This window comes from Phytohabitans maris (assembly GCF_031085175.1).
GTDB classification, from domain to species: domain Bacteria; phylum Actinomycetota; class Actinomycetes; order Mycobacteriales; family Micromonosporaceae; genus Phytohabitans; species Phytohabitans maris.
Genome location: NZ_JAVHUY010000056.1, coordinates 19,812 through 39,887 on the forward strand (window position 1 = coordinate 19,812; position 20,076 = coordinate 39,887).

Sequence of the window (20,076 nt, forward strand, 5' to 3'; positions counted from 1 at the left end):
GGCCCCGCAAGGCGCCCCCCCCCCCCCGCCCCGCGGCGGCCCCGCCCCCCCCCCCCGGCGCGGGGGGCCCCGCCCCGCCCCCCCCCCCGGCTGGGAGAGGCTCCGGTGAGCACCGCGAAGCCGGGGCGCGCCACGCTCAACCTGGTCCTGGCCACCGTCGGCTTCCTGGTCTGCTTCTGGGCGTGGGCGCTGGTCAGCCCGCTCGGCCCCGGGCTCAAGGACCGGCTGGGGCTGAGCTTCGCCGCCCAGTCGTTCCTCGTCGCGGTGCCGGTCGTGGTCGGCTCGCTGGGGCGCATCCCGGTCGGCGCGCTCACCGACCGGTTCGGCGCCCGGCTGATGTTTCCCGCGGTCAGCCTCGCCACCGTCGTACCGGTGCTGGTGCTCGCGTACGTCCAGGACTCCTACGCCGCGCTCGTCGTGGCCGGCTTCTTCCTCGGCATCGGCGGGACCTCCTTCGCGGTCGGGGTGCCGCTGGTCTCCGGCTGGTACCCGCCGGCGCGGCGCGGCTTCGCCCTCGGCGTCTTCGGCGTCGGCATGGGCGGCACCGCGATCTCCAACTTCACCACCGTGCGCCTCGGCGACGCGTACGGCGAGAAGACGCCGTTCTTCATCGTCGCCGCCGCGCTCGTGGCGTACGCGGCGGTGGCGGCGGCGCTGGTGCGGGACGCGCCCGGGCAGCGGGCCGGCGGCTCGGCGCTGCGCCGCACCGCCGCGGTGGCCCGGCTCGGCGTCACCTGGCAGCTCTGCTTCCTCTACGCGGTCGGCTTCGGCGGGTTCGTCGCGTTCAGCGTCTACCTGCCCGCGTACCTGCGCACCGCGTACGACCTGTCCACGAACGACGCGGCGCTGCGCACGGCCGGCTTCGTCGTGCTGGCCGTGGCCGCCCGGCCCGCCGGTGGCTGGCTCTCCGACCGGCTGCATCCGGTGCCGGTGCTGGTGGCCTGCTTCGGCGGCGTCGCCGGGCTCGCGGTGGTACAGGCGTTCCAGCCACCCCTGGTACCGGTGGGCACCGCCGCGTTCCTGGGGATGGCGGCGTTCCTGGGCGCCGCGAGCGGCGCGGTCTTCGCCCTCGTCGGGAAGGTCGCCCCGGGCGACAAGGTGGGCGCGGTCACCGGTGTCGTCGGCGCCGCCGGCGGCCTCGGCGGCTTCGTCCCGCCCCTGGTCATGGGCTGGGTGTACGGGATCGAGGACTCCTACGCGATCGGCCTGATGCTGCTGTCGGACGTGGCGCTCGCCGCCGCCGTCTACACCGCCGTCAAGATGGCCGGGCTGGCCCGACCCTGCTCCGGGACCGCCACGGCCGGTTGAGTCCACACAGGACCGCCGGGACCTCCGCGTGGTCGCCCCGGGTGCGGACGCTCTCCACCCGGCCGCGCCGGAACGCGTACCCGGGGCAGCCCCCGGCGATCGACCGCACCAGGCGCTCCGGGTCCGGGCGGCGCACGACCTGGTACCGGTACCGGCCCAGCGGCACCACGCCGCCGGCGCCGCCCGCGTGCACCCGGACCCGGTCGTAGGAGCGGGCCGCCGCCACGTCGAGCAGCCCGGTGCGGGCCGTCCAGTACCCCCAGCTGGCGGCCGGGTCGGCGGGCGCGGGGTCGTCCACGACCAGGACGGAGCGGTCCAGGTCCACGGTCATGCCAACCCCCCTCGCTCAGCCGCATCCTGCTGCCCGCCGCGCGGGTTCGGGCAGGGCCGCAAGCCCGACCACGACGGGCCCTGCGCATCTACGCCGCCGCAGCGCCGGGTGCTCAGCCTGCGCCGGTGATCGAAGCTCCCCCGAAGTCGTTCTAACGACTTGACGGGAGCTTCGATCACCCTGACGCTGAAGATCTTCAGGCGGCGAGGAGCGCGACCAGGTCGGTGCCGGTGACGATGCCCAGCGGGTAGCCGTCGGTGTCGGCGACGGCGACCGCGTCGGTGCCGGTCGCGCGCATGAAGCGGGCGACGTCCAGGATGGTGGCGAGCGGCCCGACCACGGCCGGTCGCGTCGCCAGCGTCGAGGCCACCCGGCGCACCGGGAGCGAGGCCGGGTCGCGGGCCCACTCGGCGGCGATCGCGCGGTCGGAGAGGACGCCGGCGCACCGGCCGTCGCGGTCGACGGCGACGAGGTGGCGGTGGTGCAGCCGGACCATCGCGCGGAGCGCGTCGTCGAGCGGCGCGTCCGCCGGGATCGTGTCCACCGGATCGCTCATCACGTCCGCGGCGAGCCGCGCGGTCAGCCTCCGGGTGGGACGGATGGGTGGCGGTGCGACGTAGACGGCCTTCATGGTGGCTCACCCCCGGGGAGGGATCGGATTGACCCACCGTGAGCGTGCGCGGGGCGGCAGGATACGGGGCAGAGCCCGAATACCCGGGTGTCCGGGCCGTCCGGCCCCGCCGGCCCCGGAGGCCGCGGGTCAGGATGGGAGGCGCTGGTCCAACTCCAGGAGGTGGAGAGCATGACCGACACGACCACGAGAACGCTGGAGCTGCTGGAGAGGGTGCGCGGCGGCATGACCGCGGGCGCGGTGGTCGGGGAGCCGATCGTCCAGGACGGCATCACCGTCGTCCCGGTCGCCCGGGTCTCCGGCGGCGGGGGTGGCGGCGGCGGAAGCGGGCCGGGCGCGGACGGCCGGGAGGGCAACGGCACCGGCGCCGGGTTCGGGCTGTCGTCGCGCCCGGTGGGGGCGTTCGTCATCAAGGACGGCACGGTCAAGTGGCGGCCGGCGGTCGACGTCAGCCGGATCATCCTCGGCGGACAGGTCGTCGCCGTCGTCGCGCTGCTGACCATCCGCGCGATCGTCAAGGCACGGCACCGGTCCTGACGTTTCCGGCGTTTCGCCGCTGCCGGCGGGCGTCGCGGGTACGTTGGCGCTATGGCTGGCGGCTTCGGTGCGGCAGCGGACGAGGCCACACGGCTCAGGGCGGCCGCCATGGCGGCGGGGCGGGCCCCGTCGATCCTGAACACCCAACCCTGGCGGTGGCGGCTGCGCGGCGACGAGCTCGACCTGTACGCGGTCCGCTCGCGGCGGGTCGACTCGATCGACCCGGAGGGGCGGCTGCTGACGGTGAGCTGCGGCGCCGCGCTGCACCACGCCCGGGTGGCGCTCGCCGCGGCGGGGCGCGAACCGGCCGTGACCAGATGTCCCGATCCCGGCGACCCGGACCTGCTCGCCCGGATGCGGGTGGCCGGGCCGCACGAGGTACGGCCGGAGGACCGCGACGACGAGCGGAGCATCGGGCGGCGGCGCTCGGACCGGCGCCCGTTTCCGGCGACCGAGCCGGTGCCGGACGAGACGCTCGCCGCGCTGGAGGCGGCCGCCACCGGCGAGGGCGCGTGGCTGCACCGGGTCGGCCCCGAGCAGATCGCCTTCCTGGTCACCGCCGGGGAGGGCGCGGCGAGCATCCAGGGCCGGGACGAGGCGTACTCGTCGGACCTGCACGCGTGGACCCGGCGCGGGCACGCCAGCGGCGAGGGCGTACCGCCGGAGACCGTGGTGTCGCCGACCGAGCGGCGGGTACCGCTGCGCGACTTCACGCTGGACGGCGAGTCGCTGCTGGAGCCCGGGTACGGCGACGACCGGTACGCGCAGTACCTCATCGTCGCGACCGACGGCGACCGGCCGCTCGACTGGCTGCGGGCCGGCGAGGCGGTCAGCGCCGTGTGGCTCGCCGCCACGTCCCGGGGCCTGGCCGGCTCGGCGATGAGCGACGTCGTCGAGGTGCCCGGCGCCCGCGCGCTCCTGACCGGGCTGCTGGACCGGCACGGGTACCCGCAGCTCGTGCTCCGCTTCGGCCTGGACATGCAGCAGCGCCGGCCGCCGGCGAGCCCCCGGCAGCCGCCGGCCAGCACGATCGAGATCGGGGACGGCGCCGCGCAGCCCTGAACCGGGACCGGGCCGAAGGTCCCCCGCACTGAGTCTGGCCGGCCCTGCCGCCGCGTCGCGGGGTGTCGGCACGGTGAAGAGCACCGACGTCGGAGAGCTTTGGAGCGACCATGACCCTGCATTCCATCGTTGTCGGCTACGACGCCTCCCCGGACGCCGAGTCCGCCCTCGAGTGGGCGCTGGACGAGGGCGCCCGCACCGGGACCGCCGTCACGCTGGTGTACGCCGTCGAGTGGCGGGCGGTCGCCGGACCCATCGGCCTGGCCCCGGCCGTCTGGCCCGACGACAGCGTGCGGGAGGCGGCGGAGAAGTTCATCGCCACCGCCCTGGCCCGCGCCCGCGAGTCGTACCCGGGCGTGTCGGTCTCCGGCACGGTCGCGACCGGTGGCTCCGTCGCGGTACTCGTCGAGATGTCACGCCAGGCCCGCCTGGTGGTCCTCGGCCGTCGCGGGCACGGCGGCTTCGCCGGCCTGCTGGTCGGGTCGACCAGCGTCGCGGTGTCGGCGCACGCGCACTGCCCGGTCGTCGTCGTCCGGGGTGGGCAGGCACCGGTCGGCGGGCCGGTCGTCGTCGGGTTCGACGGCTCGGACTGCGCGCAGCTCGCCGTGGAGTTCGGGTTCGCCGAGGCGGCCCGGCGCGGCGTGGAGCTCCGGCTGGTCCAGGCCTGGACCCCGCCACCGCCGCGGTGGCAGCCGGTCGAGTTCGACCTCGACCAGGAGGTCGCGCGGGAGCGGGCCGGGCTGCAGGAGGTGGCCGCCGGCTGGCAGGACAAGTACCCCGAGGTGCCGGCGACCGTCCACGTCGTCGCGGGTCCGCCCGCCGAGGCGCTGATCGGGGCGAGCCAGGGCGCCCAGCTCGTGGTGGTCGGCTCCCGGGGGCGGGGTGGCTTCCGCGGCCTGCTGCTGGGCTCGGTGAGCCAGCAGCTGCTGCACCACGCGCACTCCCCCGTCGTGGTAATCCGGCAGCTTCCCGCCTAGCCGGCGTCCCGCGCCGGACCCGCGCCGGTGATCGAAGCTCCCCTCATGTCGTTCCAACGACGTGAAGGGAGCTTTGATCACCGTGTGAGCCGTGCGGGCCCAGGGGTCCCGTCCGGTTCGGGACCTTCGCCCCTATGCCGCCGGCCTGCCCCGCACCAGTCTTTGACCGGACGCGTGTACCGAGGGAGACCATGCTGAAAGCCAGGACTGTGCCGGGGCCAGCCGCCGGCGTCGACGTGCGGGTGCGCGGGCGGGTGGCGCCGGGCGATCTGGACCGCGCCGCGCAGGCGGTCGGCGCGGTCGTGTCGGGGTACGGGCTCGACCTCTCCGCCGTGCGCGTGCGGCTCTCCGGCGCCGAGCCGGCCCTGGTCCAGGTCAACCTCCGGGTGGCCGGCGCACCGGCCCGGATCCAGATCCCCGGGCATTCGGTCCGGTCGGCGATCGCCGCGGCCGCCACCCGGCTCGACCGGCAGATCGGCCGGCTCACCACCGCGTGGCAGCCCTGGCCGTGGCCGGACCCGGAGCGGCGCACGCTAGGCTTTCCCGGGCCGGGCACGGTCGTCCGGTCGAAGGCCTACCGGCTGCACGTCGGGATGCCCTGCCAGGCCGCGTCGTTCATGAATGCGATGGATTACGACGTCATGATGTACACCGACGCCGAGACCGGGGAGGACGCGATCGTCTACCGGGCCGGTCCGACCGGGCTGTGCCTGTGCCGGCAGCGCAGCATGCACCCGCCGTCGCTGCCGGTGACGCTGCCGCTGACGGTCAACCCGCGCAAGGTGCCCAGCCTCACCGTGACACGGGCCGCGGCGCGTCTCGCGGAGGGCTGGCTGCCGTTCGTCTTCTTCACCGACGGGGCCACCGGGCGCGGAAACCTGCTCTACCGGCGGTACGACGGCGACCTCGGCCTTATCGCACCCGCCGCGGGAAACCGCCTATAGAAACACCTCCTTATCAGACTTGAAACACGGCCCGGGAAGTGGGATCCCCGGGCCATTTCCGCGTGCATTCCCAGCGTATTCCGAGGCAATTCCGGGCAGCTGGAACGCACCTTAAGTTCTGCATAGGAAATGCCTATTTCTGGTTGTTCCGGATGGACCGCGACGAGCGCGCGCAATACCGTTCTCCCAGCTTTCGAGTCAGGAGGACGACACATATGCGCACGGGACGATCCGCGGCTGCCAGGTCGCGCCGGTCGGCGGCTTTCCTCGCCGGTCTGGTCCTCGGGACGCTCGGCGTGCTCGCCATGCCGGCACCCGCCCAGGCCGCGCCGGACACGCCGCTCACCGCCGCGGACAAGAACCTGCTGTCCGCGGTCCGCCTCGCCGGGCTCTGGGAGATGCCCGCCGGCAACATGGCCGCCAAGAAGGGCGGCGATGCCCGGGTACGCGAGGTTGGTGCGGAGATCGCCAAGCAGCACGCCCAGCTCGACAAGCTGGTGGTGGACGCGGCGAACAAGGTGAACTTCCAGCTTCCCGACGAGCCCAACGCCGACCAGCAGGGCTGGCTGGCGGAGATGGAGGAGGCGACGGCGGGCGCCGAGTTCGACCAGGTCTTCGTCGACCGGCTGCGGGCCGCGCACGGCAAGGTCTTCCCGGTCATCGCCGGCGTCCGCTCCGGTACCCGCAACGACGTGGTGCGCAAGCTGGCCCAGGACGCGAACGGCTTCGTCCTCGACCACCTGGAGCTGCTGGAGAGCACCAACCTGGTGCGCTTCTCCGACCTGCCCGAGCCCACCGACCAGTCGGCCCCGGCCGCCGACCGCGGCTGGCTCGGCAACGCCATCGCCACCGGCTCGGCCGGCAGCGACCGGGTACCGCCGAGCACGATCTGGATCGTCCTGGTCGCCGTCCTCGTGGCCGGCGGGTTCACGGTGCGCAAGATGCGCCGCAAGTGACCCGGTCCCGCCCGCGAGCGTGACCGTCCGCCCTACCGGAGGGGGCGATCGGCCCTGATCGGGGCCGGCGCCCCCCGCGGATCCCCGTTTCCGGGACGAACCACCCGGCAGCCCGCACGCGGCCCGCCGCCGCCGGACCGCGATCGAACCATGTCAGCGGCTCCACGATGGACCCGCTTGCGTTCGTTCGCTACAGTTCGTTCAGCATCTACTGAACGCCGACGGGTGTGTGATGGCGGAGCCGACGCGGAGTGAGCGCGAGTTCGTCGAGCGGATCGGCATGTTCTTCGAGACGCTCGGCACCGCGCGGATGATGGGCCGCATCTACGGCTGGCTCATGATCGCCCCGCAGCCCCGGCAGTCGATCACCGAGCTGGCCGCCGCGCTCGGCGCGAGCAAGGCGTCGATCAGCACCGTCATCCGCCAGTTGGAGCTGGGGCAGCTGGTGGAGCGGGTGCCGGTGCCCGGCTCGCGGCAGCACCATTACCAGCTCAGGTCCGGCGGCTGGGCGCACATCCTGCGGGCCCGGGTGGCCCGGCTGCGCCCCGGCATCGAGGCGGCCCAGTTCGGCCTGACGATCGTCGGCGACGACCGGCCGGGGCAGCGCGAGCGGCTGTACGAGCTGATGGACTTCTTCGACTTCGTCGGCGTGGAGTACGGCGAGGAGCACGTGCGCCGCTGGGAGGAGTACGCGAAGCAGGGCCGGGACCGGCGGGCCGGTGAGCGGTCGTGAACGCCGAAGCAGGCGCCCCGCGGGCCCGGATGCGCTGCTCCTGCGCCGCCGCGCGCAAGGCGGACTCCGACCCGCCGCGCTGACCGGCTTTCCCTCTCACCCACGCGGCTCCTCATCCTTCGCGTCGCGCGACGCCGCGCGCCGCTCCCCCTTCGCCGTTCTCTCCACAGTGGAGCGTCATGAACGCACAGAACGAGCTGGCGATCGACGTCGCCGGCCTGACCAAGTCATTCGGCCGCGCCAAGGCCCTCGACGGACTCGACCTGGCGGTGGCCTCCGGCCAGGTGCACGGCTTCCTCGGCCCCAACGGCAGCGGCAAGACCACCACGATCCGGATCCTGCTCGGGCTGCTGCGCGCCGACGGCGGTACCGTGCGCATGCTCGGCGGCGACCCGTGGCGCGACGCGGTCGCCCTGCACCGCCGCCTGGCGTACGTGCCCGGCGACGTCAACCTCTGGCCGAACATCACCGGCGGGGAGGTGATCGACCTGCTCGGCCGGATGCGTGGCGGCCTCGACCGCGCCCGCCGCGACGAGCTGCTGGAGCGGTTCGACCTCGACCCGCGCAAGAAGGCCCGCACCTACTCCAAGGGCAACCGGCAGAAGGTCGCCCTGGTCGCCGCACTCGCCTCCGACGCCGAGCTGCTGCTGCTCGACGAGCCCACCTCCGGCCTGGACCCGCTGATGGAGGCGCAGTTTCAGCAGTGCATCCACCAGGTCAAGCGGGAGGGGCGCACGGTGCTGCTCTCCAGCCACATCCTGGCCGAGGTCGAGGCGCTCTGCGACCGGGTCAGCATCATCCGGCTCGGCCGCACCGTCGAGAGCGGCACGCTGGGCGAGCTGCGCCACCTCACCCGCACCTCGATCGCGGTCGAGACGGCCCGCCCGCTGGCCGGGATCGACGCCCTGCCCGGCGTACACGACCTGGTCCTGGAGGACCATCACGCCCGGTTCGACGTGGACACCGCCGAGCTCGACACGGTCGTGCAACGGCTGGCACCGCTCGGCGTGCGGAGCCTGACGAGCACCCCGCCGACGCTGGAGGAGATGTTCCTGCGGCACTACGGCGACGAGGAGACCTCCGGCGCGAAGGCGACGGCGTCATGACCGGCGCCGGCGGGCTGCTGCGGTTCATGCTGCGGCGGGAACGGTTCGCGCTGCCCTGGTGGCTGCTCGGCGCCACGCTGCTGATCCTGGTCCAGTCAACGCAGAGCCAGGGCCTCTACGACTCGGCCGAGGACCTGGCCAACCTGCGCCAGACCATCGGCGGCAACACGGCGGCGGTCGCGATGAGCGGGCCCACCCACCTGCTGGAGAACATCGGCGGCGAGGTGGTGTTCGAGATCTTCGCGTTCGCGTCCATCGTGATCGCGCTGATGAACATGTTCCTGGTCGGCCGGCACACCCGCGCCGACGAGGAGACCGGCCGCGCCGAGCTGGTCCGCTCGGCCCGGGTCGGCCGGGACGCCACGCTCGCCGCCGCGCTCGCCCTGGCCGGGCTGGCCGACCTGGCCGTCGGGCTGCTGGCGTTCGCGGCGGCCGCCGGCACCGGCCTGCCGGCCGCCGGCTCGGCGCTGTTCGGGGCGGCGCTCGCCGCCGTGGGCATGGTGTTCGCCGCGCTCACCGCCGTCGCGATGCAGGTCTTCGAGAGCGCCCGAGCCGGGTACGGCGCGGTGGCCCTCGCCCTCGGCGCCGCGTTCGCGCTGCGCGCGGCGGGCGACACCGGCAACGCCGCCTTCTCGTGGGCCTCGCCGATCGGCTGGGGCCAGCGCACGTTCCCGTACGTGGACGACCGGTGGTGGCCGCTGGCCGTCCCGGTCGCGGTGGCCGCGCTCCTCGGCGCGGTGGCGATGGCGCTGCTGGGGCGGCGCGACTTCGCCGCGGGGCTGGTCCAGCCTCGGCCGGGACGGGCGACCGCCACGGCGGCGCTGGGCTCCCCGCTCGGCCTGGCCTGGCGGCTGCAACGCGCCGCGCTCGCCGGCTGGGCGGCCGGCCTTTTCCTGCTCGGGGTCGCCTACGGCTCGATCGGCGACAGCATCGAGCAGTACGTGGAGGACAACCCGCAGGTGGCCGAGGTCCTGCCCGGCGGCGCGGCGGACATCGTCGACTCGTACCTGTCCTTCACCGTGGTGACGCTGGCGCTGATCACCGCCGCGTACGCGGTCGTCACCGCCCTGCGGGCGCGGGGCGAGGAGACGTCCGGGCGGACCGAGCCGGTGCTGGCCACCGCGACCAGCCGGGCCGGGTGGCTGGCCAGCCATCTGAGCGTCGCCGTGCTCGGCAGCGCGGTGGTGCTGGCCGCGGCCGGGTTCGGCGAGGGCCTCGCGTACGGGCTCACCGTCTCCGACGCCGGGCAGGTCCCGCGCCTGGTCGGTGTCGCGCTCGGCTACCTGCCGGCCGTGCTGCTGGTCGCCGCGGTCGCGGTCCTCGGCATCGGCCTGCTGCCCCGGGCCGCCGCCGCGGTGGCCTGGGTGGTGGTCGCCTACTGCGCGGTGATCGCCCTGTTCGCCGACTCGTTCGACGTCCCGGAGTGGATGCGGCGCGGCTCGCCGTTCGCGCACACGCCGCTGGCGCCGCTGGACCCGCTCACCGCCACGCCGCTGGTCGTCCTCGCCGTGATCGCGGTGGCGCTCGCCGCCGGCGGCTACGCCGGCCTGCGCCGCCGCGACCTGGGCTACTGACCGGAGCGCACGGCATGTGCCCCGGAGGTGTGCGGCATGCGTGATGGGCGCGTGCGGTTCGAGGTCTGCGTGGACGGCACGGAGGGCGTGCTCGCCGCGCAGGCCGCCGGCGCTGACCGGGTCGAGCTCTGCGCCGCCCTGTCCGAGGGCGGCCTGACCCCCAGCGCCGGCGCGGTCGCCACCGCCCTCGACGTCGCCACCGTCGACGTCCACGTGCTCGTCCGCCCGCGCGGCGGCGACTTCGTCTACGACCGCCACGAGATCCGGGCGATGTGCCGCGACGTCGAGGCCGTGGCGGCGGCCGGCGCGCGGGGCGTCGTGATCGGCGCGCTCACCCCGGACGGCGACGTCGACACCGCCACCTGCCGCCGGCTCGTCGCCGCGGCGGCCGGGCTCTCCGTGACGTTCCACCGCGCGTTCGACATGGCGCGGCGCCCGCACGAGGCGCTCGCCGCCGTCGCCGACCTCGGCGTCGACCGGCTGCTGACCTCCGGGCAGGAGGCGACCGCGCTGGCGGGCGCGGCGCTGATCGCCGAGCTCGTCGCCGCCGCCGGCGACCGCCTCACGGTGATGCCGGGCGCCGGCGTGACCGCCGGCAACGTGCGGCGCCTGCTCGACCTGACCGGCGCGCGCGAGGTGCACTTCACCGCGCGGGCCACAGTGGACAGTCCGGCCCGGCACCGCAACCCGCGCGTCACGATGGGCGGCGGCACCACCGGCGAGTACGCCCGGCGCCGCACCAGCCGGGCCGCGATCGAGGCGCTGATCGCGGCCGCCCACCGGGACGCCCCGGCCTGACCCCGGCCCCACCGCGCAGGGTCAGGGGCCCTGCCAGCGGTGCGGGCCGGACCGGTCCAGGCCGGCCGGGAAGGCGTCCACGACGTGGGTGTCGCTCCCGGTCGGTCGGGCGGCCTGCCGGGTCGAGGCCCCTGGCGGGCACCGCGGCGCCCGCCAGGGGGATGCGGTCAGGTGCCGATGCCGGAGCGGCGGGCGGCGTCGACCAGTGCGGTCACGTCCTCGGCGGAGAGCCGGCCGTCGACCCGGAGGGCGTTGGCCTTGGCCGTGACGAACTCGACGTACGCCGCGTTGCTCGCCCACTCGCGGTCCCGCGGGTTCAGCACGTCGGTGTACGTGCAGCCGTCGCCGAGATCGCCGTTGGCGACGCCGCTGTTGGCGTACCCGAGCCAGACCTTCCACCGCTTGTCGGAGCCGGGGCAGGCGTCCGGCTGGATGGTGACGATGACCTTGCCGACCTCGGAGCGGTTGCCGGCCAGGTCGATCGCCCGGTACTTGACCACGTGCCGGCCGGGCGCGCCGACCGTGACCGGGCTCTTGTACCGGGTCCACGCCTCGCCGTCGACCGCGTACTGCAGCACCCGTACCCCGGAGCCGTCGCCGTCGTCGCCGGTGAGCGTGACGGTGACCGGGGTGTGGTAGGTGCGGTCGTCGTCCCCGTTGGGTCGCTCCGGGTCGACGGCCGCCCGCGCCACCGGGGCGGTGGTGTCCGCCGGGGGCCGCACGGTCAGCGTGAGTACCGCCGGGTTGTGGTCGGCGACCTTGTGCCCGTCGGTGCCGAACCGGTCGGCGTAGTCGGTGTTGATCGGCGCGTACCGGAAGTCCGCCACCGCCGCGTCCAGCCCGTCGGTGACCAGCACGTGGTCCAGCGTCTGGAACACGCCCTGGTAGTGCGAGCTGTACCGGGTCTCCTCCGGCGCCCGCCCCCACAGGTTGGTCAGGCTCGAGCCGGTCTGCAGCGTGGTGAGCGGCTGCTCGTACTCGAACTGGTTGAGGTCGCCGAGCACGACGACCTGCCGGCCGGCGTCCTCCATCGCCTTCACCTGGTCGCGCAGGCGGGTCGCCTGCTGCTGCTGGCAGGCGCCGGAGGCACCCGAGCCGCCCTTGGACTTGAAGTGGTTGTTGACGATGGTGAACTGCTTGCCGCCGGCCGTCACGTCCAGCGCGAGCGGCGGGCGGTCGTACGCCAGGCCCGAGTCGTCGCAGCCCGGCGTGGACTTGTCGAACTGGCGCAGGTTGGCGACGCTGACGCCGTCCCGGACCAGGTAGCCGACGTCGATGCCGCGCGAGTCGTTCCCCTCCAGCAGGTGCGCGCTGTAGCCGCCGAGCGTGGCCGCCAGGTCCTGCAGCACGGCCAGGTTGTACACCTCCTGGACCGCGACGATGTCGGGCCGCTGGAGCAGCTCGACCGAGGCGGCCAGCCGGGCCTTCTTCTGCGCGTACTCGGCGGCGGAGACCGGCGACAGGTCCAGCTCGACGCCGACCGGAAAGTAGTTGAGCACGTTGTAGGAGACGATCCGCAGCTGCCCGGGCTGGGCCGGGGCGAGCGCGTACGGGAACGGGGTGGGCCCGTCGACGACCTGCGGCAGGGCGCCGGGCTGCGGGTACAGCTTGTAGTGGCTGTACGAGAAGCCGAGCGGGCCGGTCGCCCCGCGTACCTCGTCGAAGAGGTCGGCGGTCACGTAGGTGCTCGACGGCGCGGCCGGCTTGTACGGGTTGGCCGGGTTGCCGGCGCCGGCGTCCGCGTCGAGCGCGAGCAGCGCGGCCGGCACCGCCTCGCCCTGGGTGATGCGGTCCCGGTTGGTGCCCGGGGTGACGAAGAGCTCGCCGAACTTGTTGGTGCCACCGGCGTTGGCGGTGCCGACCGGGAGCGTGACCCGCATGTTCTCCAGCGACTCGTAGTACGCCCGGGCCGCGCCCTGCGACTCGGCGCGGGCCTGGTCGACCGTGACCGCCGCCGGCACCGGGGCGGTACCCACCTTGGTCGGCTCCTGCCCGATCTGCTCGGCGATCTCGGTCAGGTTGAACTTCTCCTTGGCCTGGCCGGTCACCCGCACCACGTCGCCGGGCCGGTAGTTGGCGGGGTTGTCCACGTACCCGACGAAGACGCCCTCGGAGGTGTCCGCGTTGCCGTCGTCGTCGGCGGCGAGGGACTGCACGAAGATGCCCCGGTCCTCCGGGTACGTGCGGTCGTAGTCCGCGCCCACCTCGTCGTCGATGCCGGTGACCACGCCCTGGATGGTGACCGTCTGGCCGGAGATCGGCGTGCTGGCGCCGGCCCCCTGTACCGCGCTGATCAGGGTGTAGTCCCGCGGCCCGCCGCCGGCGCTGGAGCGCGGGGTGCGCGGGCCGGCGGTGAAGTCGGCGGCGTTGTCGCCGGTGTCCCGGGTGCGGCTCACCGACTGGTCGGCGGCGTGCGGCGCGGCCGGCGTGCCCTCGCCGCAGCCGGCGATCGCCGACAGCGCGACCGAGTCGACGGCCACCGGCGGGTCGGCGGTGGTGTCCGTGATCAGCACGCCCCCGTCATCGACGATGTCGCCGTCGAACGTGCCGTCCGGCGCCTGCCCGGCGGCGGTCAGCCCGGCCGCGGCGGCTGTGTTGGCGAAAAGCAGGTGCCCGCCGGGCGGGAGGCTGCCGCTCAGCGCGCGCAGCTGGCGGCGCTCCGCGCCAGGGGCGCAGGCCCACAGCACCAGGCCGCTCAGGTCCTGCGCGGTGGTGCCGGGGTTGCGCAGCTCCACCCACTCGTCCGCGGCACCCTGCGGGCCGCGGGTGGCCAGCTCGTTGACCTTCACCTGGTACGACGGCCCGCCCGGCCCCTCGTCGACGCCGCCCTTGGTCAGCTCGACGTCGTCGAAGTAGCTGGTCATGTTCGGGAACGGCGAGGCCGCCTTGCGGTCCTGCAGGTTGCCGACCCGCACCGCGGTGACGGTGTAGTCGCTCAGCCCGAACTTCGCCGCGATGTCGGCGTCCAGGTCACGGCTGGCCGAGATCCACGTGCCGCTGCCGCTGAACTGCTCGCCGATCACGTACTTGACGTTCGCCGAGTCCTGCGGGCTGCCCGTGTAGTCGGTCCGCGAGCCCATGTTGAAGTACCGCAGCTTGTAGGTCTGCCCGCCGGAGGTGAGCTGCACCTCGCCGAACGCGCCGGCCCAGTTGGCCGAGCGGGAGTCGGCGTAGAACGTCTGCACGGCGTCGTAGCTGAACCACAGGTCGTCCGCCGCGGGGACGGAGACCGCCTGCTCCACGCCCGCGCCGAGCAGGCCCATGGCGGAGCCGACCTGCCAGAACACCTCCAGCGCGAAGGCGCCGTCCGGTACCGGGGCCGGCGGCGGGTACTGGCCGGCCGCGTCGAAGGTCTGGGTCACCAGCCGGAACGGGCTGGTCTCGTTCTCCAGCAACACCTGCTGCCAGCCGGTGGGCTGGGCCGCGTTGCCGCCGGGCTGCTCGAAACTCGGGTTCAGCAGGTATTCGGTGACGGCCTCCGCCGCCCTTGCCGGTACCCCCGGTGCCGCGACGGCCACCGCCGCGACCAGGGCAACGGCGCCGGCGAGCCGGCGTCGCACGAACCGCATCTGAGTGTCCTCCGTGGATCAATAGTTGATCTGGACGAGGGCAGCAAAGCGGCACCGCATGGCGGCAACGTGAACAACGCCGGGACGCCGACCTACAGCTACTACACGCTCAGGCCCGAACCCGCTCTGTTACGACATCCCCCCGCTCAGGCGGCGTCGTGCCGCCGGCCGCCGGTCTCGGCGGCGAGGGCGGCCACCGCGCGGTCGATGTCTTCGCCGGTGCTGCCGAGGCCGAAGCTGATCCGCAGCAGGGCCGCCGGCCCGGTGCCGCAGTCGCCGCCCGGTGCGGCCGCGACGCCGGCCAGGCGGCGGGTGAACGGGTGCGCGCAGAACTGCCCGGCCCGCACCCCGACGCCGTGGTCGGCACCGAGCCGCTCGGCGACCGCGGCGACGTCGTGCCCGGGCAGCGCGACCGAGACGATGCCGACCCGCGGGTGGCCGGGGTCGAAGAGGCTCACCGGCACCGCCGCCGGTACCGCCGCCAGCCCGGCCAGCAGCCGCTCCAGCAGCTCCCGCTCGTGCGCGTGCAGCGCCTCCCGGTCGGCGTCGGCGATCGCCTCGCACACGGCGGCGAGCGAGGCGGCGCCGAGCAGGTTGGGCGTACCGCCCTCGTGGCGCGCCGGGCCGGTCGCCCAGGTCACGTCGCCGGCGCGGTCGCCCACCGCGGCGCTCGCGCCCCCGCCGCGCAGGTACGGCTCGGCCGCGTCCAGCCAGTCCGCCCGGCCGACCAGCACGCCGGCGCCGAACGGGGCGTACAGCTTGTGCCCGGAGAACGCCAGGTAGTCGGCGCCCAGGGCGTCCATGTCGACCGGCCGGTGCGGGGCGAGCTGGGCCGCGTCGACGACCACCCGGGCGCCGTACCCGCGGGCGACGTCGGCGAGGCGGCGTACCGGCCAGAGCTCGCCGGTGACGTTGCTGGCGCCGGTCACCGCGAGCACCGCCGGCCCGGCGATCCCGGCCAGCGCCCGGTCGAGCAGGTCGGCGGCGGCGTCCGGGTCGGGTGGCGCCGGCAGGCGTACCGGGTCCGGCCAGGGCAGCAGGTTGGCGTGGTGCTCCCCGTCGAAGACCACCGTCGTGGTGCCGGGCGGCAGGGCGCGGGCCAGCAGGTTGAGCGCGTCGGTCGTGTTGCGGGTGAACACGACCGCGTCGCCGGCCCGCGCGCCGGCGAAGTCGCCGACCGCCTGCCGGGCCCGCTCGTACTCCAGAGTGGACCTGCCGGAGCGCACCCCGGCGCCGCGGTGGACGCTGCCGTACCAGGGCAGCAGCCGCTCCACGGCCTCGGCCGCGACCCGGGCACAGGGGGCGGACGCGGCGTAGTCGAGGTGGGCGAAGCGCACGGTCGCACCGGAACGCAGCCGGACGGGCAGATCGGCGCCGACGATGTCGAGCGTCATGAGGAGACCTCCGCGGGCTCACGCTTACCCGCGGCGCGGCTCGGCCGCGGGCCTGGTCGTCACCCGGGGCACCCCACCGTGAACACGAGGGTTGCCGGCCAGCGAGCCGGGGCTTGGCGCTGGCGCTCTTGACCGCTGCTGATGTTACCGCACCATCCGGTGTCGAGAATTGGCCGCCCCGGTTACCCACAAAGTGGGAAGCTTCCCCGCTGCCGTACCGAAGTCCGGGTTTCAGCCGTTGCGCGTCTAGGGGTCATCGCTTCCCCACCATGGGCAACCAACCGGAGGTTTGATTCATGACGACGGCCACCCGCCGCCGCATCTCCCGCACGGGCCGCCGCATCGGGGCCGCGACCGCCGCGCTGCTGGCCGTGGCCGCACCCACCACGCTGGCCGGGCCCGCCCCGGCGGCGTCCGCGGCCGCCCGGTCCGACTGCGCCGACGCCCGGTTCACCGCCCGCTCCGTGGCGGACCTGCTCAAGCTCAGCGTCCTGGACGTCGACCCGCTCGGGCTGGACCTGCCGGCCCTGCTCGACGCCCGCCTCGGCGCCGCGCGAGGCGAGGCCGACAGCACCGCGAAGCCGTACAAGACGTCCGCGCAGGCCACCTACGCCGACGCCAAGCTGCTCGGCCAGCAGCTGCCCGGCCTGCCGGTGCCGACCGCGGTGGCCAGCCAGCAGGCGCCCCGGTCGACCGAAGGGGCCGCGGCCAAGGCCCTCGGCCCGCACGAGGTGTCGCTCGGCTCGTTGAAGGCGGCCGGGCTGCTCGACGTCGACCTCGGCAAGTCGACGGCCGAGGCCCACTGGGAGGACGCGTACCGGTGCGGCCGGACCGGGCCGCTGACCCGCTCGTCGACCACGCTCGCCGACGTCAAGGTGCTCGGCGGCGGCGGGACGGTCCCGGCGATGCAGGCGGTCACCCGGGGCACCGGGGCCGCGAGGAAGACCAGCCTGGTCCGGCTCGGCCCGAGCATCGCCGCCCAGACCACGACGGACGTCGTACCCCTGGGTCGTGACCGGACCGGGGTGGCCGCCGGCGCGGGTGCCGCGCTGACCGACCTGTCGCTGTTCGCCGGCACCGCCCAGGAGATCTCGGTCAAGGTCGTCACCCAGCCGAAGCTGATCGCGGTGGCCAGCGGCTCGGCCAAGGACTCCGTGGTCAGCTACCAGCCCGCGGTCCTGAAGGTCACCGCGGCCGGCCAGCCGGTGGCGAACCTCGACTCCGCCGGCACCAGCGTCTCGCTGGACCTCTTCGGGCGGCTGGCACCGGGCTACAGCACCGCCCGCCGGGGCAGCTCGCTGCTGACCGTGCGGCTGTCCCTCGGCGACCTGCGGCAGGAGGTCACCGACCGCAAGGTCACGGCCGAGGCGGCCAGCCTCCGCCTCGAAGTGCGGCTCGGCTACGCGCGCCTGCTCGACCTGGCCATCGGATACCTGGCCGTCGAGGCCACGGCACCGGTCATGCGGGCCGCGCCGCCGCCCACCGACCGTTCGGACGGCGGCTCGGGCGGCTCGGACGGCACGCTGGCGGTGACCGGCGCGAAGACCGCCGCCGTCGCCGGTGTCGGTGGTGGCCTGCTCGCCACCGGTGCCGTCGTCCTCCTGCTCGCCCGGCGGCGGCGCGTGCGGCTCACCGTCGAGTGACCCGGCGCGCCCCGGCGCGCGACGATCCCCGGGCGGATGCCGGCGCCGTCTACTCAGGACGGTGGTCCGGCTCCCCCGGGGTGATCGAGAGCAGGTAGAGGCGGTCGCTGAGGTCGCGGGCGAGGCCGGCCAGGTCGGCGTGCTCGCCGAGGCCGAACAGGCCCATCGCGCAGTGCAGCCCGGCCACCAGCATCGCGCCGTGCTCGCCCCAGAGCGAGCGGTGCCGGACGATCCGGAGGGCGACCGCGCCCAGGTGCGACCGGACCGCGATCCGGTCGACGTCCGGCTGGCGCAGCGTGGGCAGCAGGCCGGTGTCGATGGCGCGGCACACCTCCCAGGCCGCCGCCTGCGCCGGCGTCATCCTGGCCGGCGCCCGCCTGGACCTCAGCACGAGCACCGGCCGGGCCCGGCGCCGCCGCACGGGTGGGCGGCGCCCGGTCATGCCGCCCGCTCCTGCGCGCCGCCCGGCTCCGCCGGCTCGTCGCGGAGCGCGTCGAGCAGCTCGGCCTGGCTCGCCAGCAGCCCGGTCAGGAAGCTGCGCGCCGCACCCATCAGCTCGGCCACGTCCGGGCCGGCGAGGGCGTAGAGGACGGTGTTGCCCTCCCGGGTCGAGGTCACGATCCCGGCCCGGCGCAGCACCGCGAGCTGCTGGGACAGGCTCGACGCCTCGATCTCGACCGCGCCGAGCAGGTCTCGCACCTGCAGCGGCCCGTCACCCAGCAGCTCGAGCACCCGGATCCGGACCGGATGTCCCAGCGTCCGGAAGAACTCGGCCTTGGCCTGGTACAGCGGAACCATCACACCACTCCGGACAGACACGCGACGCGATTGAAGACCTCTTCAAATGCATCATTCCACATACGTGTCCGCGGAGTGGCCCGGGCCACCGCGCGGCCCCGGGCCGTCGGGGCCGCCGGCGCCGGCCGCTACCGCACGAAGTGACCCGGGCCGTACACCTGCCAGGTGGTCGTCTTCGGGTCGCGGATCGACTGGTACGGCACCCGGAAGCGGAACGCCTGGCTGGTCGTCCGCTTGATCGCCCAGAGCGTCGAGCGGCTGCCCGCCCGGTCCCAGGCTATGCCCTGGCCCTCGACGCCGGGCAGCGCCACGGTGGCGACCCACTCCAGCTCGCCGCCGGCCTGGGGCAGCCGCATGACGTACGCCTCGCCGAGGTCGTGGCCGGTCAGCCAGAGCCGCCCGTCCGGACCCCACGAACCGCCGGAGTTGCTCATCGGCTTGAAGCGGTCGAGGATCGGCTTCGGGATCGTCCAGGACTCGACCACCTGGAAGTCGTCGTCGAGCTTGACGACCTGCGTGTTGTACGTGCCGCCGTAGGGCTCGGTCTGCCCGCTCGGCACGATGTCGTAGTTGGCGAACCCGGCCCACCACGCGCCGTCGTACCGGTCGAGCCAGGTGAGCGAGCCGCGGAAGATGCCGAAGCTGTACGTGTGGACGTGCCGCATGGTCCGGGTGTCGAAGACCTCGACCGAGCTCTCCATCGGGGAGTCGGAGTAGTTGGAGTGCGCGGCGTAGAGCTTGCCGCCGACCACGACGCCGCTGTCCATGTGGATCATCGGACCGCCGCTCTCGGCCGCGAACTGGAGCAGCGGCTGGCCGGTGGCCCGGTCGTGCTTGGTGACGCGCCGGTTGTCGACCACGTAGAAGTAGCGGTCGTCCACGGCGACGCCCTGGTTGGCGTCGAAGGTGTCGTAGGTGCGGTCGAGCGTGGCCGTGAAGACCGGCGGCTCGGCGGCGGCCGCCACCGGCACCTCCGCGGCCCGCGGTGCGGCGCCGGCCGGAGCCAGCGACCCGGCGAGCGCGAGTGCCCCGGCGGCGGCCGCGGCCGCCACGCCGGCGACGATCCTGGTACGTGCGGTGAGCATGCGTCCCTCCCACAAGTTGATCTCGTAGGAGACGTTGTCGGACTCACCTCTCCGCGAGTCGACGCCATCACGACCAGCCGGTGAACCGCCATCCAACCCCTAGCCAGGCCGCGCCTTCGGACAACGGCGACGCCCGGAGGCCTTGCCCCGCCGCGGGGCCCGGCGTCGCGGTGTCGCTCGCCACCGGCTGACCGGCCGGACGTCGGTCCGATGTAGAGCCGCGACCCGGCGGGCCGGTACGCTGACCGCGACCGGTGCCGGTGGCGGCTGCCCCGTCCGGCGCGCGGTTGGGCTGGCGACCGGCTATCTCCCCCCGGAGGCCGGTCGTCCGCTCAGGGGGTCGGGGTGGCGCCGTCCTCGGCCGCAGGATGCCGGGCGCCCCGCAGGTCACCGACCGCCGGACTGCGACCGCTCCAGCCGGTCGAGCAGCTCCTCCTCGGCCGCGTCGAACTCCGCCTCGCTGATCCGGCCCGACTCCAGCAGCAGCGCCAGCTCGCGGAGCCGGGCCCGGACCAGCGCCGGGTCGCCGTGCTCCCGCTCGGCCGCCTCGGCCACCTTGCCGGCCACCCACGCGACGCCGCGCACCGGTGCCAGCGGCAGCGTCACCAGGCCGGTGAGCAGACCCACAGC

At 74.7% G+C, this 20,076-nt stretch carries 19 protein-coding genes and 1 riboswitch; of the genes, 11 read left to right on the top strand and 8 right to left on the bottom strand.

Annotation, left to right across the window (positions count from 1 at the left end; genetic code table 11):
• Positions 1 to 105 precede the first annotated feature (105 nt).
• Positions 106 to 1,308, top strand: coding sequence for an MFS transporter (locus tag RB614_RS38565; RefSeq protein WP_308717663.1), 1,203 nt, complete (start codon positions 106 to 108; stop codon positions 1,306 to 1,308).
• Here the strand turns inward: RB614_RS38565 and RB614_RS38570 are convergent.
• Positions 1,256 to 1,639: a hypothetical protein gene (locus RB614_RS38570; RefSeq protein ID WP_308717664.1), complete on the bottom strand. Its 384-nt coding sequence runs from the start codon at positions 1,637 to 1,639 to the stop codon at positions 1,256 to 1,258. The genes RB614_RS38565 and RB614_RS38570 overlap by 53 nt on opposite strands.
• 196 nt (positions 1,640 to 1,835) lie before the next feature.
• A complete protein-coding gene (locus tag RB614_RS38575) occupies positions 1,836 to 2,270 on the bottom strand; it encodes a CBS domain-containing protein (RefSeq protein ID WP_308717665.1) in 435 nt (144 codons plus the stop codon).
• Between the two features lie 171 nt (positions 2,271 to 2,441).
• On the opposite strand from RB614_RS38575, the gene RB614_RS38580 reads away from it, so the two are divergent.
• From RB614_RS38580 to RB614_RS38620, 9 genes are all read left to right on the top strand, one after another.
• Positions 2,442 to 2,807, top strand: coding sequence for a spore germination protein GerW family protein (locus tag RB614_RS38580; RefSeq protein WP_308717666.1), 366 nt, complete (start codon positions 2,442 to 2,444; stop codon positions 2,805 to 2,807).
• A 51-nt stretch (positions 2,808 to 2,858) separates the two neighbouring features.
• Positions 2,859 to 3,869, top strand: a complete 1,011-nt coding sequence (locus tag RB614_RS38585; RefSeq protein WP_308717667.1) for an Acg family FMN-binding oxidoreductase — start codon at positions 2,859 to 2,861, stop codon at positions 3,867 to 3,869.
• A gap of 110 nt (positions 3,870 to 3,979) precedes the next feature.
• The gene (locus RB614_RS38590; RefSeq protein WP_308717668.1) at positions 3,980 to 4,846 is read left to right on the top strand and encodes a universal stress protein; all 867 of its coding nucleotides are present in this window, start codon (positions 3,980 to 3,982) and stop codon (positions 4,844 to 4,846) included.
• A 191-nt stretch (positions 4,847 to 5,037) separates the two neighbouring features.
• Positions 5,038 to 5,790: a sigma 54 modulation/S30EA ribosomal C-terminal domain-containing protein gene (locus tag RB614_RS38595; RefSeq protein WP_308717669.1), complete on the top strand. Its 753-nt coding sequence runs from the start codon at positions 5,038 to 5,040 to the stop codon at positions 5,788 to 5,790.
• Positions 5,791 to 6,005: 215 nt separating this feature from the next.
• Positions 6,006 to 6,746 carry a DUF4142 domain-containing protein gene (locus tag RB614_RS38600; RefSeq protein ID WP_308717670.1) on the top strand — a complete coding sequence of 247 codons (741 nt, stop codon included), beginning with the start codon at positions 6,006 to 6,008 and terminating at the stop codon, positions 6,744 to 6,746.
• A 232-nt stretch (positions 6,747 to 6,978) separates the two neighbouring features.
• Positions 6,979 to 7,479 carry a GbsR/MarR family transcriptional regulator gene (locus RB614_RS38605; RefSeq protein WP_308717671.1) on the top strand — a complete coding sequence of 167 codons (501 nt, stop codon included), beginning with the start codon at positions 6,979 to 6,981 and terminating at the stop codon, positions 7,477 to 7,479.
• A gap of 179 nt (positions 7,480 to 7,658) precedes the next feature.
• A complete protein-coding gene (locus RB614_RS38610; protein ID WP_308717672.1) occupies positions 7,659 to 8,585 on the top strand; it encodes an ABC transporter ATP-binding protein in 927 nt (308 codons plus the stop codon).
• Complete coding sequence (locus RB614_RS38615; RefSeq protein WP_308717673.1) at positions 8,582 to 10,159, top strand: ABC transporter permease; 1,578 nt, start codon at positions 8,582 to 8,584, stop codon at positions 10,157 to 10,159. The genes RB614_RS38610 and RB614_RS38615 overlap by 4 nt, the downstream gene beginning before the upstream one ends.
• A 36-nt stretch (positions 10,160 to 10,195) precedes the next feature.
• The gene (locus RB614_RS38620) at positions 10,196 to 10,957 is read left to right on the top strand and encodes a copper homeostasis protein CutC (RefSeq protein ID WP_308717674.1); all 762 of its coding nucleotides are present in this window, start codon (positions 10,196 to 10,198) and stop codon (positions 10,955 to 10,957) included.
• Positions 10,958 to 11,124: 167 nt separating this feature from the next.
• Here the strand turns inward: RB614_RS38620 and RB614_RS38625 are convergent, their stop codons facing one another.
• Entirely contained in the window at positions 11,125 to 14,526 is a 3,402-nt protein-coding gene (locus RB614_RS38625) for an OmpL47-type beta-barrel domain-containing protein (RefSeq protein WP_308717675.1), read from the bottom strand.
• Between the two features lie 146 nt (positions 14,527 to 14,672).
• Positions 14,673 to 15,920, bottom strand: a complete 1,248-nt coding sequence (locus RB614_RS38630) for an aminotransferase class V-fold PLP-dependent enzyme (RefSeq protein ID WP_308717676.1) — start codon at positions 15,918 to 15,920, stop codon at positions 14,673 to 14,675.
• Positions 15,921 to 15,935: 15 nt separating this feature from the next.
• A riboswitch (SAM riboswitch) is annotated at positions 15,936 to 16,054 on the bottom strand.
• Between the two features lie 162 nt (positions 16,055 to 16,216).
• Between RB614_RS38630 and RB614_RS38635 the strand changes: the two genes are divergently transcribed.
• Positions 16,217 to 17,563 carry a hypothetical protein gene (locus RB614_RS38635; RefSeq protein WP_308717677.1) on the top strand — a complete coding sequence of 449 codons (1,347 nt, stop codon included), beginning with the start codon at positions 16,217 to 16,219 and terminating at the stop codon, positions 17,561 to 17,563.
• Positions 17,564 to 17,612: 49 nt separating this feature from the next.
• Here RB614_RS38635 and RB614_RS38640 read toward each other — a convergent pair whose 3' ends face one another.
• From RB614_RS38640 to RB614_RS38655, 4 genes are all read right to left on the bottom strand, one after another.
• Positions 17,613 to 18,005 (bottom strand): hypothetical protein, encoded by a 393-nt coding sequence (locus tag RB614_RS38640; RefSeq protein WP_308717678.1) that lies wholly within the window; start codon positions 18,003 to 18,005, stop codon positions 17,613 to 17,615.
• Positions 18,002 to 18,361: an ArsR/SmtB family transcription factor gene (locus RB614_RS38645; RefSeq protein WP_428983193.1), complete on the bottom strand. Its 360-nt coding sequence runs from the start codon at positions 18,359 to 18,361 to the stop codon at positions 18,002 to 18,004. Before RB614_RS38645 ends, RB614_RS38640 begins: the two co-directional genes overlap by 4 nt.
• 128 nt (positions 18,362 to 18,489) lie before the next feature.
• Positions 18,490 to 19,446: a YncE family protein gene (locus RB614_RS38650; protein ID WP_308717680.1), complete on the bottom strand. Its 957-nt coding sequence runs from the start codon at positions 19,444 to 19,446 to the stop codon at positions 18,490 to 18,492.
• Positions 19,447 to 19,833: 387 nt separating this feature from the next.
• Complete coding sequence (locus RB614_RS38655) at positions 19,834 to 20,073, bottom strand: gas vesicle protein GvpG (RefSeq protein WP_308717681.1); 240 nt, start codon at positions 20,071 to 20,073, stop codon at positions 19,834 to 19,836.
• Positions 20,074 to 20,076 lie beyond the last annotated feature (3 nt).

What these genes read in the sequence shown, in the direction of transcription:
- RB614_RS38570 (WP_308717664.1), bottom strand. Translation starts at nt 1,639, where the DNA reads ATGACCGTGGACCTGGACCGCTCCGTCCTGGTCGTGGACGACCCCGCG.
- RB614_RS38575 (WP_308717665.1), bottom strand. Translation starts at nt 2,270, where the DNA reads ATGAAGGCCGTCTACGTCGCACCGCCACCCATCCGTCCCACCCGGAGG.
- RB614_RS38580 (WP_308717666.1), top strand. Translation starts at nt 2,442, where the DNA reads ATGACCGACACGACCACGAGAACGCTGGAGCTGCTGGAGAGGGTGCGC.
- RB614_RS38585 (WP_308717667.1), top strand. Translation starts at nt 2,859, where the DNA reads ATGGCTGGCGGCTTCGGTGCGGCAGCGGACGAGGCCACACGGCTCAGG.
- RB614_RS38590 (WP_308717668.1), top strand. Translation starts at nt 3,980, where the DNA reads ATGACCCTGCATTCCATCGTTGTCGGCTACGACGCCTCCCCGGACGCC.
- RB614_RS38595 (WP_308717669.1), top strand. Translation starts at nt 5,038, where the DNA reads ATGCTGAAAGCCAGGACTGTGCCGGGGCCAGCCGCCGGCGTCGACGTG.
- RB614_RS38600 (WP_308717670.1), top strand. Translation starts at nt 6,006, where the DNA reads ATGCGCACGGGACGATCCGCGGCTGCCAGGTCGCGCCGGTCGGCGGCT.
- RB614_RS38605 (WP_308717671.1), top strand. Translation starts at nt 6,979, where the DNA reads ATGGCGGAGCCGACGCGGAGTGAGCGCGAGTTCGTCGAGCGGATCGGC.
- RB614_RS38610 (WP_308717672.1), top strand. Translation starts at nt 7,659, where the DNA reads ATGAACGCACAGAACGAGCTGGCGATCGACGTCGCCGGCCTGACCAAG.
- RB614_RS38615 (WP_308717673.1), top strand. Translation starts at nt 8,582, where the DNA reads ATGACCGGCGCCGGCGGGCTGCTGCGGTTCATGCTGCGGCGGGAACGG.
- RB614_RS38620 (WP_308717674.1), top strand. Translation starts at nt 10,196, where the DNA reads ATGCGTGATGGGCGCGTGCGGTTCGAGGTCTGCGTGGACGGCACGGAG.
- RB614_RS38625 (WP_308717675.1), bottom strand. Translation starts at nt 14,526, where the DNA reads ATGCGGTTCGTGCGACGCCGGCTCGCCGGCGCCGTTGCCCTGGTCGCG.
- RB614_RS38630 (WP_308717676.1), bottom strand. Translation starts at nt 15,920, where the DNA reads ATGACGCTCGACATCGTCGGCGCCGATCTGCCCGTCCGGCTGCGTTCC.
- RB614_RS38635 (WP_308717677.1), top strand. Translation starts at nt 16,217, where the DNA reads ATGACGACGGCCACCCGCCGCCGCATCTCCCGCACGGGCCGCCGCATC.
- RB614_RS38640 (WP_308717678.1), bottom strand. Translation starts at nt 18,005, where the DNA reads ATGACCGGGCGCCGCCCACCCGTGCGGCGGCGCCGGGCCCGGCCGGTG.
- RB614_RS38645 (WP_428983193.1), bottom strand. Translation starts at nt 18,361, where the DNA reads ATGGTTCCGCTGTACCAGGCCAAGGCCGAGTTCTTCCGGACGCTGGGA.
- RB614_RS38650 (WP_308717680.1), bottom strand. Translation starts at nt 19,446, where the DNA reads ATGCTCACCGCACGTACCAGGATCGTCGCCGGCGTGGCGGCCGCGGCC.